General features: G+C 60.6%; 16 protein-coding genes. 8 read left to right on the top strand and 8 right to left on the bottom strand.

The features are described from left to right. Positions 1-49 precede the first annotated feature (49 nt). From PLANPX_RS12945 to PLANPX_RS12975, 7 genes are all read right to left on the bottom strand, one after another. Entirely contained in the window at positions 50-1,063 is a 1,014-nt protein-coding gene (locus PLANPX_RS12945) for a DUF1559 domain-containing protein (protein ID WP_172992037.1), read from the bottom strand. Between the two features lie 110 nt (positions 1,064-1,173). Continuing rightward, on the bottom strand, positions 1,174-2,124 hold the full coding sequence (locus tag PLANPX_RS12950; protein ID WP_152099140.1) for a PEP-CTERM sorting domain-containing protein: 951 nt from the start codon (positions 2,122-2,124) through the stop codon (positions 1,174-1,176). Between the two features lie 27 nt (positions 2,125-2,151). After that, on the bottom strand, positions 2,152-3,609 hold the full coding sequence (locus PLANPX_RS12955) for a GDSL-type esterase/lipase family protein (RefSeq protein WP_172992038.1): 1,458 nt from the start codon (positions 3,607-3,609) through the stop codon (positions 2,152-2,154). A gap of 310 nt (positions 3,610-3,919) precedes the next feature. Continuing rightward, complete coding sequence (locus PLANPX_RS12960; protein ID WP_152099142.1) at positions 3,920-4,726, bottom strand: PEP-CTERM sorting domain-containing protein; 807 nt, start codon at positions 4,724-4,726, stop codon at positions 3,920-3,922. 273 nt (positions 4,727-4,999) lie between these two features. Continuing rightward, positions 5,000-6,115, bottom strand: a complete 1,116-nt coding sequence (locus tag PLANPX_RS12965) for a substrate-binding domain-containing protein (RefSeq protein WP_172992039.1) — start codon at positions 6,113-6,115, stop codon at positions 5,000-5,002. A gap of 202 nt (positions 6,116-6,317) precedes the next feature. Further along, positions 6,318-8,129 carry an alpha-L-fucosidase gene (locus tag PLANPX_RS12970; RefSeq protein ID WP_152099144.1) on the bottom strand — a complete coding sequence of 604 codons (1,812 nt, stop codon included), beginning with the start codon at positions 8,127-8,129 and terminating at the stop codon, positions 6,318-6,320. Next, complete coding sequence (locus tag PLANPX_RS12975) at positions 8,126-8,971, bottom strand: FadR/GntR family transcriptional regulator (protein ID WP_152099145.1); 846 nt, start codon at positions 8,969-8,971, stop codon at positions 8,126-8,128. The genes PLANPX_RS12970 and PLANPX_RS12975 overlap by 4 nt, the downstream gene beginning before the upstream one ends. A 156-nt stretch (positions 8,972-9,127) precedes the next feature. Between PLANPX_RS12975 and PLANPX_RS12980 the strand changes: the two genes are divergently transcribed. The 8 genes from PLANPX_RS12980 (at position 9,128) to PLANPX_RS28430 (ending at position 16,372) form a co-directional block, all read left to right on the top strand. Further along, positions 9,128-9,889, top strand: coding sequence for an SDR family NAD(P)-dependent oxidoreductase (locus tag PLANPX_RS12980; RefSeq protein ID WP_152099146.1), 762 nt, complete (start codon positions 9,128-9,130; stop codon positions 9,887-9,889). Further along, positions 9,886-11,115 (top strand): enolase C-terminal domain-like protein, encoded by a 1,230-nt coding sequence (locus tag PLANPX_RS12985; protein WP_172991744.1) that lies wholly within the window; start codon positions 9,886-9,888, stop codon positions 11,113-11,115. The genes PLANPX_RS12980 and PLANPX_RS12985 overlap by 4 nt, the downstream gene beginning before the upstream one ends. Before the next feature lie 9 nt (positions 11,116-11,124). Further along, positions 11,125-12,750 (top strand): sodium:solute symporter family transporter, encoded by a 1,626-nt coding sequence (locus tag PLANPX_RS12990; RefSeq protein ID WP_152099148.1) that lies wholly within the window; start codon positions 11,125-11,127, stop codon positions 12,748-12,750. A 25-nt stretch (positions 12,751-12,775) separates the two neighbouring features. Then, positions 12,776-13,741 (top strand): substrate-binding domain-containing protein, encoded by a 966-nt coding sequence (locus PLANPX_RS12995; protein WP_172992040.1) that lies wholly within the window; start codon positions 12,776-12,778, stop codon positions 13,739-13,741. Position 13,742: 1 nt separating this feature from the next. Then, a complete protein-coding gene (locus PLANPX_RS13000) occupies positions 13,743-14,492 on the top strand; it encodes an SDR family NAD(P)-dependent oxidoreductase (protein ID WP_152099150.1) in 750 nt (249 codons plus the stop codon). An 89-nt stretch (positions 14,493-14,581) separates the two neighbouring features. Beyond that, entirely contained in the window at positions 14,582-15,415 is an 834-nt protein-coding gene (locus tag PLANPX_RS13005; protein ID WP_152099151.1) for an amidohydrolase family protein, read from the top strand. 204 nt (positions 15,416-15,619) lie between these two features. Continuing rightward, positions 15,620-15,835 carry a hypothetical protein gene (locus PLANPX_RS13010; RefSeq protein ID WP_152099152.1) on the top strand — a complete coding sequence of 72 codons (216 nt, stop codon included), beginning with the start codon at positions 15,620-15,622 and terminating at the stop codon, positions 15,833-15,835. Positions 15,836-16,165: 330 nt separating this feature from the next. Continuing rightward, positions 16,166-16,372 carry a DUF6368 family protein gene (locus PLANPX_RS28430; protein WP_420844076.1) on the top strand — a complete coding sequence of 69 codons (207 nt, stop codon included), beginning with the start codon at positions 16,166-16,168 and terminating at the stop codon, positions 16,370-16,372. 50 nt (positions 16,373-16,422) lie between these two features. Here PLANPX_RS28430 and PLANPX_RS27335 read toward each other — a convergent pair whose 3' ends face one another. Beyond that, a complete protein-coding gene (locus PLANPX_RS27335) occupies positions 16,423-16,596 on the bottom strand; it encodes a hypothetical protein (RefSeq protein WP_172992041.1) in 174 nt (57 codons plus the stop codon). Positions 16,597-17,425: the final 829 nt, after the last annotated feature.

Below are 17,425 nucleotides of genomic sequence, written 5' to 3' on the forward strand. Positions count from 1 at the left end.
GACGCATTCGACTGCACACTCGATTTAACTTTGTTCGTATGCAAACACGTCAATTGGCCGCTTCATCGCCCGCTTTCGTCGAGAGCGCCTGGTACAGCTTGTAGTCGATGCTCCCTTCGTAGAATCGCACGCTGCCGTCGGCCATGGCGAACTGAGCGCCCCCGGCATGGCGACTGCGAAAACCGTACACGTCTTCGTACTTGCGCGGGATTGGCGGCTCGGGGAGGTAATTGATTTCCGCGTCCGTCGCCATCCACGACCCGTTGGAGTAGTAGGCGACCGAGTGAGCGTTTTGTTCCGGCAAGTCCTCGCCGATGAGAAACGTGTTGGAGGTTCCGTCCGTAATTTGCTTCACCGACACGGGCGTAACGTAGTTGGCGCGAAATAGGATGCCGCTAATGGGGGCCGTCGAAGGATTCTCATCGCGGTTCCCAAACCAGCGACCGTAGCACCACGCATTGCCGGCGTTGCCCTTGTAGTTGGTCGTCGTTACAGGGACGCCAGACGTGCCTTCGTTGTTGCTCCACTGGTACTGCGTCTCGCTGGGGGCGAGCGACGAGTCGTCGGATGGGCAGCGGATGATGTCGAGCGGAGTTCGCATCAACTCCCGCATGGCAGGAGTATTGCGGCCAATACCGCCTTGACTGCCGGACATCGCTCCATTGTTGGCGTCAAATCGCCCCTCAAACGCTTGCGCACTCTTGAATTGGTCGTACAGCGCCTGCTGTTCCATGTAAGGGAACGTCGACACGATCCAACTCGAACCATTTTCCTTCGCCGGCGTCGCCTTCGGCGAAGAGCCGCCAAAACCGTCGTAGCTCCGCGGAAAGATCTTCATCGCACTTTCGTGATTCAGATTTCCGAGAGCTAAGTTTTTCAAGTTGTTCACGCACTGCGCACGTCGCGCAGCTTCGCGAGCTGCTTGGACGGCTGGCAGCAGCAACGCCACGAGGACGCCGATAATCGCGATCACGACAAGCAATTCGACAAGCGTGAACCCAGGCGCCGGAACGACTGGGTGGAATTTGGCTGAAGGTCGATTGCCTTGCTCTACTCCCAACATACCCCGACTCCTCGGACGGCTTGCCATCCAAATTTACTCAGTAGCGATGAAGAACTTTTGCGATCGGCCCGTAACTGTCATTTCGGAACGAAGGCGGAGCCTGTTTGATCTCAGGAGCGCCGACGGCGTGCCGCCCAGCCCGCAATTCCCGCACTCGCAACCAGCACAGCTGCCGCCGGCTCGGGAACGCTCGCCACGGCAATCGCCCCCTGCGGCGTGCCAAAGTTCGCTTTGATGTCATTGAGATCGGCTTGCGTGTACTGCGTGCCGTAGCCGCGCTGCCAAACCAGAAAGTCGGCGCCGTCGACGGCGCCGCTGTGATCGAGGTCGCCTGGAAGTGCGTCGACCGTCCGCAACTGCATCCCGTTGAAAGCGCCTGAGCTCCAAGTATTCACCAGCAAGCCGTTGTAGCCGGGATCGATTGAGAACGTGATCGTGGCGATCTCGCCGTTGGCTTGAGTGACGCCGTTGCCGCCGATCGTGATCCCTTCCATATAGCCAATTTCGACCGCCGGCATGTTCTGATCGAGCTCATCGAAGACGCCGGTGAACGCCGCTTGCTGAAACTGCAGCGGGAACGTTTTGCTCACGCCCGACCGGTCGTCGAGCATGAAGACTTGCAGTTCGTACAACTGGCCGGGAACGAGATTGATGACGCCGTAACCGTCGCCGAAGTTCACGGTGCCGTTGTCGACGTTGTAGACCTGCGAGTCGGCGAGCGTGTCGTAGGCTCCGCCGGAGCTCCACAGATTCGAGTCCGCGTAGGCGTCGCCGCCGTGGTAGACGAATGACGCTTCGCCGAACGACTCCGCTCCTTCGTGGTAGGCGCCAGGCTGCGTTCCCTTGAACAGCACGCCATGGACCGTAGTGCTGACGCCGACGCCGTCGACGTTAGCATTGAGCAGATTGACCGCGTCAACGAGCGTGCCCCGGGTCGAGACTTCCGACCCATTCGCAAAGTCGGTGATATCGTGCGAGACGCCGTTGAACGTCGCTGCTCCGGCCGAAGATGCAAAGAGCGCGACGCTGCATGCCAGACTGGCGATGGGGAGCCGTTTCATGCTGAGACTCTCTTTCTATGGAGTGATTCAGTGTGAGAGAAGTGATTTGGTTTCCGTGCGAACGAAGAAGCCGAGCCCGACGATCGCCGCGCCCAGCGAGATTGCCGATGCGGGTTCCGGAACTGCCGCGACGTTGGCCCGCAGCTCCCGGATATGGAGGAAGTTATTCGCCGTGAGGCGGATAAATTTCGCTCCGGCGAATCCCGCTCCGCCGTTGTTGAAGGCGAGCGTTTCGCCCAACTGCGTCGAGTCGTCGGCGAGCGTCGTCGTGAACAAGACATCCGTTCCGTTGGCGCCGATTACTTCCAGAACGGTTCCCGAGAGTCGCGCGTCGGAGACCGCCGAGCCGCCGTCGAGCACACCGCGGTTGACGATCTCGACGTTGGCGAGGTTGTATGTCTTGTCGAGTTCCAACGTAAATACGTCAGGCGCCGCCGCGTTGCCGCCTGAGCTGCCGTTGAAGTCGCCGTGATTCATCGTCGTTAGATCGCCGTCGATCGCGCCGAAGGCGTAGTGACCGAAGGAACCGTCGACTGAGTTCGTCCAAGAGGCGACGCCGCGCGGGGCGACGTTCGGGAAGAAGGCGTCGGCCACAGGCGTGGCGTATTGGTTGACGAACGGCTGAATCGCGTCGTCCCAGGTTTCGTATCCCGCGGCGGTGAAGTGGACGCCGTCGCTGTTCATGTTCGCGTTGATCGTGCCGTTCGCGTTGCGGAACAGGCCGGCGTAATCGAGGTAGTGGAGCTGCGGATTCGTATCGAGATCGAACGCCTGCTTCACCAGTGCGTTCGCCGCGTTGGCCGCAACGCGATCGGGATCGGCGTTGTTCAATCCGCGAAGCGTGCTGAGCGCGAGGATGTTCGCATTCGGAGCGTGTTGGCGGATCGCCTGCACCGTGGCGAGCACGCCGTCGGCGACTTCTTCCGCCGTGTGTGCCGGCCCGACGTAGTCGGCGGCGGGAAAGCCAGGATTCCCCGTCGGCGCGAAGAGATTGTTCGTGCCGATCATGAGCACGATGAGCCCAGGATCGAGACCGTCGAGGGTGCCGTTCTCGATGCGGTAAATGAGGTTCTGCGTCTGATCGCCGGCGATACCGAAGTTTAGCGCGCCGTACTTGCCAAAGTTGTGTTCCGACGACTTCCACGAGTTGGCGCCGATACTGTTCACCTGGCGGCCGCCGACGGCGCCCCAACCTTGGGTGACCGAATCACCGAGAAACACCAGCCCCGCGTAGGAGCGTTCGGCGCCGAGCGTCTTCGTGTGATCGAATTGCTTTTGCCAGGTATTGAAACCGCCGCCCCAACCGGCGGCGCCGGCGAACGAAGCGTCGTTGGCGTCGAGCCGCAGCGTCGCTTCGAACGAATTCGCCCGCGGACTGCCAGGGCTACGGTCGGTGAAGACGAGATTGTCGATGTAGCTTGGGTCTGCGCTCGCGGACGGTGCAAGACAACTGCAAGTTGTCAGCGCCAGCAGCAGGGCGCGCATTATTGTCACGCCGCTCCGTGAAGGAGCGCGATTTGTTGAAACGCTGAGTGGCAATTGGCCGTGTTGCATTCAGTGAAGACTCGATGAAGAGCCGGAATTGACGGAGCGCCGCCCTGTCGAATCTGCTCTGGTGAAAAGAGCCGCCAAGCTCTCGCCGCCGCGGTAAGCGGCGACTTTGCCTACAAGTTCCGTAAAAAGTTTCTGCCAAACTGGACGCCAGCGACGACCGCACACATGGTGCGATCGTCGCTAGACGCCGCTGCCCCCGTGCCTCTCGGTAGGCCAGCACCAACCAAGAGGCGTGGTTGCTTTATGCTTTCTTCGTCTGCCGCTTCCGCACCAACACTCCGAGCCCCGCGAGTCCGCCCAAGGCGAGCGTTGAGGGTTCGGGAATCGCACGCAACTGCATACCGTTGATGGCGCCGTTGTCCCAAGTGTTCACCAGCAAGCCGTTGTAGCCGGCGTCGATGGTGAAGTTGACCGTTGCGATCTCGCCGTTCGCTTGATGAACGCCGTTGCCGCCGATCGTGATGCCGCCGATGTAGCCAATCTCCACGGCGGGCGTGTTCGAGTTGAGTTCGTCGAAGTTGCCCGTAAACGCCGCCTGCTGAAATTGCAGCGGGAACGTTTTGCTGACGCCCGACCGGTCGTCGAGCATGAACACCTGCAACTGGTACTGCTGGCCTGGGACGAGATTGATTACCCCGTAGCCGTCGCCGACGTTCACATTGCCGTTATCGATGCCGTAGAGTTGCGAATCGGCGAGCGTGTCATAGGCTCCGCCCGAGGTCCACAAGTTCGAGTCGGCGTAGCCGTCGCCCCCGTGGTAGACGAACGAAGCGTTTGCGAACGGCTGAGCGCCTTCGTGGTAGGCGCCGGGCTGCGTTCCCTTGAATAGCACGCCGTTGATCGTCGTGCTGACGCCGACGCCGCCGACGTTGGCGTTCAACAAGTTGACTGCACCGACGAGCGTGCCGGCCGTCGAGACTTCGCTGCCGTTGGCGAAGTCAGTGATGTCGCTCGAACTACCGCTAAACGTCGCTCCGCGCACCGCGGGAGCTGCGATCGCTAAGAGGCCGCATAACGTTGCGACGGAACCCAAAAGCTGCTTGTTCACGAGTCACCCCCAACAGAAGAAAACCTTGATGAAAAGAAACCGCCATCGTGGAACCAAGTTCGCCTGCCTGTGAGCGAGGCTCCGAGAAAAGTCGCTGCCTCTGACCGCCGAAGCTGCCAAAGGCTCTACAAATTCATTGCAATTCTCCGCTCGAAAACCGTCCATTGCAGTGAAGGCGAGCGAGATTGCACTTTCGGACAATCGCTCAAATTTCGCTGCTGTTTACCGCGATCAAGTAGTTGCCAACCTCACGAAGCCTGTTGTGCACCGTTCTCAGCGAAATGCCGATGGGGCGATCCCGACATGACTCTTAAACGCTCGATAAAAAGTTGAGTAATCCGCGAAGCCGCATTGGAATGAAATCTCGTCCGCAGTGAGTTGCGTCTCTTCGAGCAAACGTTTGGCGGCGCCGATGCGGATGTTCAATAACACCTGGTAGGGCGAAGCCATCCCTTGCTGGCGAAACAGCCGGCCGATCGTCCGCGACGAGACGCCGCACGCCGACGCCAGTCGCTCGACCGTAAACTCGCGAATCTGGAAGTGCTGCTCCATGGCCGCCAGCGCCCTCGCGACGACAGGGTGCGACGCCGCTGCAGCAGTCTCAGTGCTCGCGCGGGTGACGACCTCTCCGGGCGCGACGAGCACCGCCTCGGCCGGCGCTGGCGCGCCGTGCAAAATGCGATCCAAGAGCTGCGCAGCCTGCATACCGATGCGGCGATGGTTGACTTCGATGCTAGAGAGGAGCGTTCGTCCCCCCTCGCAATGGAATGGGTCGTTGTCCGTCCCTAGCACCGCGAGATGTTGCGGAACTTCAATTCCTTGGTCTTCGCAGTAGTTCAGTACTCGCCGCGCGCAAGCATCGGTCACGCAGTAGACCGCAGTTTTCGTTGGTAACGATTTGAGTTGCGCAAGCTCGCCGCCAGTCGAATCATTCCCTGCGGAGTTGATGATCAATTCCTGCGGCGCGAATCCCGCCTCTTGCAGCGCATCGCGATAACCGGCAAATCGCTGCTGGGAGTAGTAATGCGTCGGCACGTCGGTGCAGAACACGAATGAGCGATAGCCGCGTTCCAGAAAGTATCGGGCTGCCAGCGCTCCAACGGCTCGCGCATCCGAACGCACGCGCAGTGTACTCGGGCAATCGTGAATGCTGTTGACGCAAACAATCGGCGTCCCCGCGGGCGCGGCAGCTGGCAAACCTTCCGCCCCGATAAACCCGATGATGCCGTCGGGACGCGATGCATATGCTTCCTCCCAAGAAAGCACCGGCGCCTCCGCTGAGCGGAGCAATTTCCAATCGGCGGCCGTCCGCGCGTAGTCTTGCACTCCCTGCAGGATCGAGAACCGTAACACCACCGACTCCTGGAGCGCCAAGGCGATCTGTTTCATTGGCTTCTCCGCTGCCGATTCTGGGAATCCTTCAACCGCACCAGCCTCGGCGGCCGTCGAGGCGCTCGCCCGTAGCGGCACGCATGGTGGATGCGCCGCTGGCGAGAGAGCGAAGTTGGCTGCCAAGTCGGTCATTAAGCACTAACTGATTCGTCGGGCTGCGTGTTGCTGCTAGCGGTGCACGGCTGCTCGCTGCGGGCGTTCATGATTGCGGAGCGGTTGCCGCGCCCGGGCCAAAGAGGCGAAACTCGTTGATCGTCGGACCATCCTTCGCGTCGAGCACTTGGAGCCGCACGCGACGTGCCGTGACAGGCGCGAATTCAATCACTCGCTGCGGCCCGACCTCGGCGCCGCGGTGAAGCGTTTTCCAACCAGCGCCGTCGTCGTATTGCAGTTCAAATCGCTGGATCCGCTGGTACTCGGTCGGCTCGTCAATTTTCGCGAGATTGATCGTCGTGGGCTGTTCGAAGTCGACCTGCAGCCAAGCGTCGCGCACGCCGCCGTCCGTCGCCCACCGTGTCTTCGAGTCGTCGTCAAACGCGCGGCTGGCGTCGTAGCCGCCATCGTTTTGAAACACATTGGAAGCCGAAGCCTTCTGATTCACGGCCAGCGAGCCGCTCAGCAGCTTCACCGGCAGCGGCGTGATCGACAGGGCAGGGCCATCGAGCGTCAGTTCAATGACCGTTGCAATTTCCTGCCGATCGGCAGGAGGCACATCGATTTCAATCCCATCGCTCGTTTGTTTCACTGAGAGCTGGCCGCCGCTGCGAATCTTGAATGCGGTGATGTTCCAATCAATCGCCGGCAACCGCAGCGGACCAACGTCAGGCCAATTCATCACGAACAGGAAGACACTGTTATCCTTGCAAGTCGCTGCGCCCCAATCGCCCGGCATGAACGGCCCGCCGCGCGTGTCGTAAATGCCGTCGCCGTACTTTTCCAGCCAGGCGCCCATTTCGCGGAGTCGTTCGACTTGCCGCGGTTCGATCTGGCCGCTGGGCATTGGCCCGACGTTGAACAGAAAGTTGCCGTCGCCGCCGGCCGTTTGAATCAACGACTGCAAGCATTGCTTGAGCGGCTTGAGGTGATCGCTGGGCTTCCACGCCCATTGCTCGCAAATCGTCATACACGTTTCCCACGGTATGTCGCGATCGAAGCCGCCAATGCGCTGCTCTGGAGTGTCGTAATCGCCCGCGATATGCAGCCCTCGTGCTGCCTTCTCCTCCGGCGAGATGCGCGTCTTGCTGACGCGGTTGTTGATCACCAAGTCAGGCTGAATCGCTTTCAAGTAATCGTAAAGTCCATTGCCGTACTCAAGCGTCCACGGGTCTTCCCAATCGCCGTCAAACCACATCAACCCTAGCGGACCGTAGTTGTCGAGCAACTCTTTCGTTTGGTCTTTGATCAGCTGGTAATGCCGCGGCATGTTCGGATTCGTGCTCTTCACCGAACCGCCGGGCGAGGCGAGCGGATAGTCGATGCCGCGCCAATCCGGAAGCGAGTAGTAGGCGCAAAACTGAATTCCCTCCGCCCGACATGCTTCCGCCAGTTCGCCGACGACGTCCCGCTTGAAGGGGGTCGCGCTGATGTTGTACTCGTCGTACTTCGATGGCCAGAGGCAGAAGCCGTCGTGGTGCTTCGTCGTGAGCACGAGGTACTTCATCCCGGCCGTTTTGGCGATTTTGGCCCACGATTTCGCATCGAACTCAGTCGGATTAAACTGCTTATAAAGCTCGTCGTACTCTTCCGCGGAGACTTCTTTGCCGCGCGACCAGCCGATTTCGGTTCCCTTCAGCGCGACCGGTCCCCAGTGGATGAACATGCCGAACCGCTTCGCTTGCCATGCTTTGATGGCGTCGGAAGTGGTTTGGTCCACGGTTCTAACCGACCCGTTGGCAGTCGGATTCGCTTCCGCAGCGGCCACCAATTGCTGAGAGCCGATCATTCCAGCGCAAACGAGCAACGCGACGGCGCCGCTCATGAGCCAGCCGAGGAAAGTGCGTCGAAGGTTCATGACGCCCCCTTTCGCTGGTTCGACCGTAGCGCACGGCGTCCATGCGGCTCGTGCGTCCGCCGATCGTTGGCATCGTTCTTTCCGGTAACGCTCGCGTCCGCTCGAGTGGTTGCTTGCTCTACCGGCGTCGCGATCACATGGTGCAGTTCCTCCCACCGCCCGCGCGAGCGAGAAACATGGCTCCTTGCCGCATCGCGGGCGACTTCGGAGCGGCCCGATTTGATCGCGTCGACGATCACGCGATGTTCGGTCATTGTTTCCGTACGTAGATGCTCGCTGGAACGATACGAGTCGATGGCGAATCGGACGTAACGATCTCGTAAGGCAGCGCCCAGCGAAGCGAACAGTTCGTTTCCCGACGTCCGCAATAGTTCCATATGGAAGTCGATGTCGAGAATCGCGAATTCTTCGATGATCCGCGCGGCGCTCATCGATTGCAGCTTCGCTTCGAGCTGCCGCCAAGCTTTCCCTTCTCGATCCTCGGCGCCCTTCGCTGCGGCGTCGCCTTCGATTGCCATACGAAGCTCAAGCAAATCGGTGAACGTATGGTGGTCGACGGCCAGCACCGAGTAGGCATTCAGCGCATTCGACACATGCTGCAACTCGCCGCCCGCGACAAAGCTGCCGCTGCCGTTGACCGTCTTGACTAGTCCGCGTCCCTGCAGCCGGCGGATCGCTTCGCGCACCACCGTGCGGCTCGCGCCGAATTGCTTACGGAGGCTTTCCTCCGAGGGGAGTTTGAATCCAGTCGACCACTCGCCCGTGAGGATTCTCTCGTTAAGGAACGCCTCAATCGGTTGACTAGCACTCGGGGCAAGCGTGCTGGGGCTGTCCTGTCGCATAGGTGCATGCTCCTCGCCGTGGCGATGGGAGTCTGGTAGTCGTTGCGAAAAGATGATGAGGAGCTGTTTTGTTGACAAGTCAGTCGGGCAGTGCCTATTCTGACGGCTGCTCGACTTCTCCGCTCATCCTAAACCTGTCGTACAGGTTTTGCAACCATGTTGCTAACAAATCGTGTCATCCTGTTGACTGGCGGCGCCGACGGCATTGGCCGAAAGTGCGCCGAAGCCTACGCGGCTGCCGGCGCCAAGGTCGCGATCGCCGACCTGTCGGACACGCGCGGCAAGGAACTCGCTGGCACTCTCGGCGACGGGCATTTGTGCCTGAAATGCGACGTTTCTCACGACGATCAGGTAGCTGAAGCCGTCCAGCAAGTGCTGGAGACCTACGGCCGGCTCGACGCCATTCATAACAACGCGGGCATTGCGGGGCCTTCCACGGCCCTGCACGAAACTACCGATGGCGAATGGGACGACCTGCTTGCGGTGAATCTGAAGAGCATCTATTTCACGACGAAGTACGGCATCGAAGCGCTCGCCAAGTCGCGCGGCGTCATTCTCAATACCTCGAGCATGGCGGGCGTGATCGGTCAGGCTGCTCACGCCGCGTACGCCGCGACGAAAGGGGCGATCAACGCGCTCACCAAGTCGATGGCGCTCGATTACGCGCCGCTGGGAGTTCGCGTCAACGCGATCTGTCCCGCCGCAGTTTGGACGCCGATGCTGCGGCAGTGGGCGGCCGACCAGCCTGACCCCGCCTCGATGTCGGCCTACCTTGATGCGATTCATCCGCTTGGGCCATGCCCCGAAGGGGACGTCGTCGCCGACGCGGCCGTTTTCCTGCTTTCCGACCAGGCCCGCTTCATCACCGGGCATCTCCTGCACCTCTCCGGCGGCGCCGAGTTGGGATATCGACGGTGACCATCCAGCGCATCCAGGTGACAGACGCTCGCTTTCCGTTCGGCGAGGGGATGGGTTCCGACGCGATTCATCGCACGCCGGTCTACTCGTACGCCGTCACGACGCTAGCGAACGGCGACGCCGCCGGCACCGGCTTGGCATTTACCTTGGGTGACGGTAACGACCTCGTTTGCCGCGCCGTCGAGCATCTGTCGCGTCAGCTTGTCGGTCGCGACATCGAAGAGATCATGCACGACTTCGGCGCGCTACAGCGCTCGCTAGCCAACGATGAAAAATACCGCTGGCTCGGTCCGCACAAGGGCGTCGTCCATCTGGCGCTCGCTTCGATCACCAATGCGTGCTGGGATCTGTGGGCGAAGCGACGCGGCGTACCTCTGTGGCGACTATTGCTCGATCTTTCGCCAGAAGAACTGGTCGCCACGCTCGATCTTTCGTACCTCGACGACGCGCTCACACGCGACGAAGCGATCGAGATAGTCCGCTCGCAACAGCACTCGCGAACTGAACGCGAAAGCGTGCTTGATCGAGGTTATCCAGGGTACGACACCTCGGTCGGCTGGTTCGGCTACGACGACGAAAAACTCCGCGACAATTGCCGGCGATCGCTCGACTGCGGCTTCCGCGCCCTTAAATTGAAAGTTGGCTCCGCGGAGATGGATCGCGATCTACGCCGCGTCGAAATCGTGCGCGAAGCGGCTGGCTGGGATGTTCGCTTCATGGTCGACGCCAACCAGCAATGGTCGCTGCCGCGAGCGCTGGAGTTTGGTCGTCGCACGGGGGATTACAATCTCTACTGGATCGAGGAGCCGACGCATCCCGACGACGTTTTCGCCCACCAAACGCTCGCTCGCGAGTTGGGCGCCCACAAGATCGCCGCGGGCGAGCACGTCCCCAATCGCGTTGTATTCAAGAACTACCTGCAGGCGGGAAGTCTGGGCTTCTGCCAAGTCGACGCGCTGCGCGTCGCCGGCGTCAGCGAGTTCATCGTCGTCAGCATGCTGGCGAAGAAATACGGCGTCCCGGTGGCGCCGCATGTGGGCGACATGGGCCAGTTACACCAGCATCTTGTGCTGTTCAACCACATCGCCCTCGGCCACGACGCCTTATTTCTCGAATACATCCCGCATCTGCAGCAACACTTCCGCCATCCCTGCCGCGTCGAGCAGGGCGTCTACCGCACGCCGCAAGAGAGCGGCGCGAGTTGCGATCTCATCTCGCTGAGCTAACGGCCGTTCATGGGCTCGATCGATCTCATCATCGTCGTTGTCTACTTGCTCGCCGTCGTCGCGGTCGGGTGTTGGTCGAGTCTGCGCAAATCCCGGGCCGAGGGCGGAGGAGCGGCGAGCGAGTACTTTCTCGCCGGCGGAACGTTGCGCTGGCCGATGATCGGCATGGCGCTGTTTGCCACGAACATCTCGACCGTCCACGTAGTCGGCCTTGCGGAGGCGGGCTTCAAGTCAGGCCTGTTGATGGGCAATTTCGAGCTGCTAGCGGGCTTTACGCTGATTCTGCTCGCCAACTTTTTTGCACCGCTCTACATTCGTTCGCGCGTCGTGACGCTCCCTGATTTTCTGGAGAAGCGGTATTCGCGCCCGTCGCGCGACGTGCTGGCGATCGTTTCGGTCGTCTCTGCCGTGTTCGTCCATATCGGCTTCTCGCTCTACACGGGCGCCGTCGTCATGAACGGCATTGTCGGCGTTGATATACCGCTCTTGTGGAGCGTCGTCGCGATCGCGGCGCTCACTGGGCTCTACACGATCCTCGGCGGGTTGACAGCGGTGGTCGTCACCGAGTCGCTGCAAACGATCGTCCTACTTGCCGGCGCCATTGTCATCAGCGCAGTCGCGTGGGTGAGGGCAGGGGGCTGGGAAGGCATCGTCGCCCATGCGCCTGAGACGCATCTGTCGCTCATTCGCACCGCCGACGATCCGGCCGGCTTGCCCTGGTACTCGCTCGCCCTTGGCTACCCGGTGATCGGCATCTGGTACTGGTGCACCGATCAAACGATCGTGCAGCGCGTTCTCGGCGCCCAAGACGAAAATCATGCGCGCATCGGCGCGCTGTTCGCCGGCTTCATCAAGATCCTGCCGCTCTTTATTTTTGTCTTGCCGGGGATCGCCTGTTACTCTTTGGTGCAGCAGGGAGCGATCGCGGCCAACAAACTCGCTCACACCGAACAGACCTACGCGGTGCTCGTGCAAGAATTGCTGCCGATCGGCGTGAAAGGCTTGATGGGCGCCGCCTTGCTCGCCGCGGTGATGTCAACCGTGTCGGGCGCTCTCAACTCGATCGGGACGCTCGTCAGCTACGATATCTTGCAACGTTGGCGGCCAGAGACCAGCGACCGCACGTTAGTCTCCGTCGGCCGGTGGTCGTCGTTCATCGCTCTGCTACTCGCGATCGGCTGGTCGTTGACGCTCAATCCGGCCGGCATCTTTCAGTCGATCAACGCGATGATCACTTACGTCGCCCCGCCGATTACTTGCGTCTTTCTCTGCGGCGTCTTCTGGAGGCGCGCCTCATCGGTAGCCGCGTTCGCCACGCTGACGCTCGGCTCGCTAATCGGCGTGACGCTGTTTCTGCTGGAGAAATTCAAAGTCGCGTGGTGGACCGAATTCCTCGCCGCGCAGCAGATCGACTTTCTTCTCGTTGGCGTCTTGCTGTTTGTGTTCTGCATGGGGATCATGCTCGCAGTTTCCTGGGCAAAACCGCATGTCCACACGGCCGAGAGCGAACGGCTCGTCTGGCGCACGCCATGGGAACCGCTGCAATTCCAGGGTTGGCCGGGCATCATGAACTACAAGTGGCTCACGGCGTTGCTCGTCGCTTCGCTGGCGGTCGTTTACACTCTTCTCGCGTAGTTGAGGCGGTCACCATATGCGTCTATTGAGCATCCCACTAATCGCTCTAACACTCAGCGCTATTTTGCAAGCGTCGGCGATTGCAACCCCGCCTGCGGCTCCAACTGACAAGACGGCGGCCAAACCGCTGCGACTGGCATTTATCACCTGCGCCGTCGACCAAAAATTCTTCGACCCTGTGAAACGCGGCATGAATGACGCCGCCACTGCACTGAACGTCGAGTGCGACTTCCTCGGCACGCCCGGCGTCGACGTTCCCGCTCAGATCGAACTCGTGAAAAAGGCGGTCGCCGATGGCTACGAAGGCATCGCCATAAACATTATCGATGCGAAGGCGTTCGACGACGTGATCGCAGACACGATTGCAAAGGGAGTTCCGGTCGTCGGCTTCAACGTCGACGACTCCGCGAGTCCCAACGCGCGACTCGCTGCGGTGAGCCAACAGTTCGAAGCGGCCGGGCGAAAGCTGGCGACGCTGGCCTTGCCAGACGTCCCGCAGGGAGCGCACGTCCTGCTCACCAAACACGACGAAGGCGTTTCCGCCCTCGTCGAACGGAGCCGCGGCATCCAAGAAGTGCTGAAGTCGAAGGGAATCACCTGGACCGCCGTCGTCACCGGCAACGACGCCGTCGCGGGCGCCCGAGTCGTCGCCAAAGCGCTGCGCAAGCATCCTGAAATTCGCATCATCCTCGGCTCCGGCCAATCTGACACCGAAGCGGCCGGTCGTGCGATCGAGGCCAGCTTTCCGCAACAAGGCTACTGGGCCGCGGGATTCGACATGTCGCCGAAGACGCTGCAATTGATCGAAGCCGGCGCAATTCGCTTTACGCTCGATCAACAGCCTTACGCGCAAGGTTTCTATCCGGTCGTCCAACTGACGCTGAACCTACGGTACGGCCTCGCGCCCGCGAGTCTCGACGCCGGCGCCGGCGTGATCGACAAGAAGAACGTTGCTCGGGTGAAGCAACTGTGCGAAGAGGGATTCCGATAGCATGCGAACGGCAGTCATCACTGGCGGCGGATCGGGCATCGGGCGCGCCATCGCGTTGCGGCAGGCGGAAGCAGGCGATCACGTCGTCGTGCTTGAGCGTGAACTCGCCGCCGGCGCAGAAACGGTCGCACTGATCGCGGCCGCTGGCGGTTCTGCCGAAGCGATCAGCTGCGACGTCAGCGACCTCGACGCCGTCTCCGCAGCATTCAATCAACTCCAGCGAGTCGACGTGCTGGTGAACAACGCCGGCGTCGCCCACGTGGGCAACGTGGAGAAGACCTCGCCGCAAGACTTTGAGCGCCTCTTCAGCGTCAATGTCCGCGGCGTCTACCACTGTCTGCACGTCGCGATCCCGCGAATGCGCTCGCAAGGAGGCGGCGTCATCTTAAATATGGCGTCCATCGCCTCAAAAGTCGGCATCCGCGATCGTTTCGCCTACTCGATGACCAAGGGCGCTGTACTGTCGATGACCCTCTCGGTGGCCCGCGATTACGTAGCCGAGAACATTCGCTGCAACTGCCTTTGCCCTGCCCGCGTCCACACGCCGTTCGTCGACGGCTTCATCGAGAAGAACTATCCCGTTGAAGAACGGCAGCAAGTGTTCGAATCGCTCTCGACGTATCAACCGATTGGTAGAATGGGGCGCCCCGAGGAGATCGCCGCGCTGGCGCGGTTTCTCCTCTCCGATGAGGCCGCTTTCATTACCGGCGCTGCGTACGACATCGACGGAGGAGTTACGCAACTCCGTTAAGCGTTCGCCGCAATGTCAGTCGCCCGGCGACGTCGTCGACCTCGGCATCCAGAGTCTCGGTCCACAACGCCTAGTCATGATCCCGTACGATGATTGACGCCCATCACCACTTCTGGAAATTTGAAGAAGCGGAATTCTCGTGGATCACGCCTGAGATGGCGTCGCTCCGTCGAGATTTCGGTCCAACAGATCTTCAGCGTGAACTCGTGGCCGCCGGCGTCACCGGCGCCGTCAGCGTGCAATCGCGGACCTCGCTGCAAGAAACGGAGTTCCTGCTGAAAGCAGCCGGAGCAAACGACTTCATCGTCGGCGTCGTCGGCTGGGTCGACTTGAAATCGCCAGATGCCGAGGACGCGCTCGATCGTTTCAAGCAGGACGCCAGATTCAAAGGCGTGCGAGAAATCTGCCAGGGGGCGCCCGACGAGCAATTTTTCACCAGCAACATCTTTAACGAGGGCGTTCGCCAACTGACGAGCCGGCGGCTCGCCTACGATTTGCTGATTTACGCACACCAACTCCCCGCGGCGACGGCGTTCGTCGATCGGCACCCGAACCAGCAGTTTATTCTCGACCACTGCGCGAAGCCCGAAATTAGCGGGCCGCAACCCGCAGCTGAGTGGCGCCGAGAACTAACCGAACTCGCCCGCCGCCCACATGTCGCCTGCAAGCTTTCAGGACTGGCCACAGAAGTGCGCGATCCGGCAGGGAACCTGGATCTTGCGTTGCTACGTCAATATTTTGAGGCGGCGCTCGACGCTTTCGGCCCCGACCGCCTGATGCTCGGATCTGACTGGCCTGTTTTGAACTGCCGGACCTCCTACGGAGCCTGGTTTGATTTGCTTCGCGAATGGCTGGCGAACTATTCGGACGAAGTTCGGGATGCAGTGGGCGCCGGGACGGCAACGAGGCTTTATTCTTTGTGAAGAGCGCAGTCAGGCAGAATGAGCGTGAGTCGGCGTTGGCGCCGAGGCCTGCCTTTCGCTGGAGAATGGCGGGAGTAGAATGCGGGGATGGTGACTCGCCGCCGCATCCGAGACTCTATGCAGCCCTCAATGCTACTCGCTAGCACCAGTCTCGCCGACTCTGTCCGGCGAGGCGCTCGGTATGGGGTGGCATTCGGAAGCATCTTGGCGCTCGTGTCCTCCGGCTTTCTTCTACCCCTGGTGATGGCCGGTGCTGCTATTGATCTATATAAAGGGGACGCGTTTGGCGAGGTGGTAAAAACTGTGGGCACGGTGGTAGCCGGGCTCGCGTTGATTTTCAGCTTCGCGTGCGCGGCGTTCGTGGTGTTTGGTATCGCGGCCGCCGAATATGCGCGCCGGTTCGTGCGAGGCCGCCCCTGATCACCGCCAAGGGGCAGTGGCGCTTAGCTTTCGCTCCGCCCGTCGGCAGCGTTTATAGTGGAGGCATGATTAAAGCTCTCGCTATTCTATTCTTTCTCTAACACTTGCGAAATTGCCTTCAGCTTCTGTGCGTTCTCGTGGGCAATGCTGATTCGCATAGCCGGACTTACCGAGGCCGTGCGGCGCACGATCTACCTATGGCCGGGCAATCTGATTCACGCAATCGTTGTTGTGGTTGGGATAGTTTTCTTGCTCGGGGGGGTGAACCTTCTGAGCCATACAGGCGACAACCGCGATCGTTGATCGCAGCGATATCCAAGAGAGTTACTGATGGGACCAGCTTGCGAAATACTACTGCCGTCCGCGCTGACAAATGCGTCGCTCGCATTGATTGACGAATATTTGCAAGCCGTCGCGGAAGAAATCGCCACGACTCGCAAGGGGCGCAACTGGGATGTTCTGATTGACGGCCGCGCCGTCGTAATCACCGCAAGCTCGGCAAGACTTAGCCGACAAGCTCGGTGGAGTTCGGTCTGAACCGACCAAGTGACGATTACTCGCAGGGTGAAGTCCGTGCGAGGCGTAGGTTACTCGATGAGCCCAGTTGCCTGCGCGATGTATGCGGCTACGAAGCAGCTGCCAATCAAGGTTGCCGCCTTCAGCCATTTGCCTCTGGCAAGCGCAACAACGCCCGCCATAAACCACGCACCAATGATCAGTCCGCCGAAGAGGATCGTTCGTAAACCTTGGTAGCCGCTCATCGTTGTAACATCATGTCGCATCATCACTTGCATCGGGCTGGCTTCGCGCTACCCCCCCAAAAAAACCGCGATTGGAGCGAGAAGTCAGGCTGTGGGCGCAAGTCGACGGAGAGCAATCCGATGCCGCAAGGAACGAAGTTCAAGCCGGAAGAGCTCATTTCGAAGCTACCTGAGGGCGAGGTGGAAATGGCGCTAGGGAAGTAGGTTATTGAAGTTTGCAAGCAGATCGGGGGGAGGAACAGAAGTACTATCGCTGGAAGAGAGTACGGCGGCTTCCGGAGGGACTAGGCCAAGCGTCTCAAAGAGCTGGAGGAGGATGACCGCCTGAAGCATCTGCTGGCCGACGGCTTGATAAGGTGATCTTAAAGAAAGCCGGGTCGAAAAACTCCTGAGCCCGACGAAACGGTGTGGGGCAGCCGAGCACGTTGGAGATGCGCTCGGACGCGCCCGAGTGTCGGAGCGTCGGGCCTGCCAAGTGCTGTGCCAGCGCCGCAGTAGGCAGCGGCAGAAGCGGCATGTCCCCAGCGACGAACAGCGTACGCTAGAGTGGATCTAAAGGCTAGCGACCGACTATGGTCGCTACGGCTACCTGGGCGACTGAGATCGGGGGCGCGGCTCATGGGCGCGGTCGTCGGCAGGGGCCGCGGATTCTGATTCTGCGGGCCGAGTTGCTTAATGTATTGCCGAGCGGCAACTTACAGCAATTAGGGAAGGGCAGTTGCACCTATTGTTGCACCTCGGTCGAGGTGAGCGTTCAGCTCGCACGTTTGATAGCTGCATGGCCTTCGCTCAATGACGAGCACCGGCGCGGGCTCGGATTATTGCTTAC

Origin of the sequence: Lacipirellula parvula, from assembly GCF_009177095.1 — a bacterium.
GTDB classification, from domain to species: domain Bacteria; phylum Planctomycetota; class Planctomycetia; order Pirellulales; family Lacipirellulaceae; genus Lacipirellula; species Lacipirellula parvula.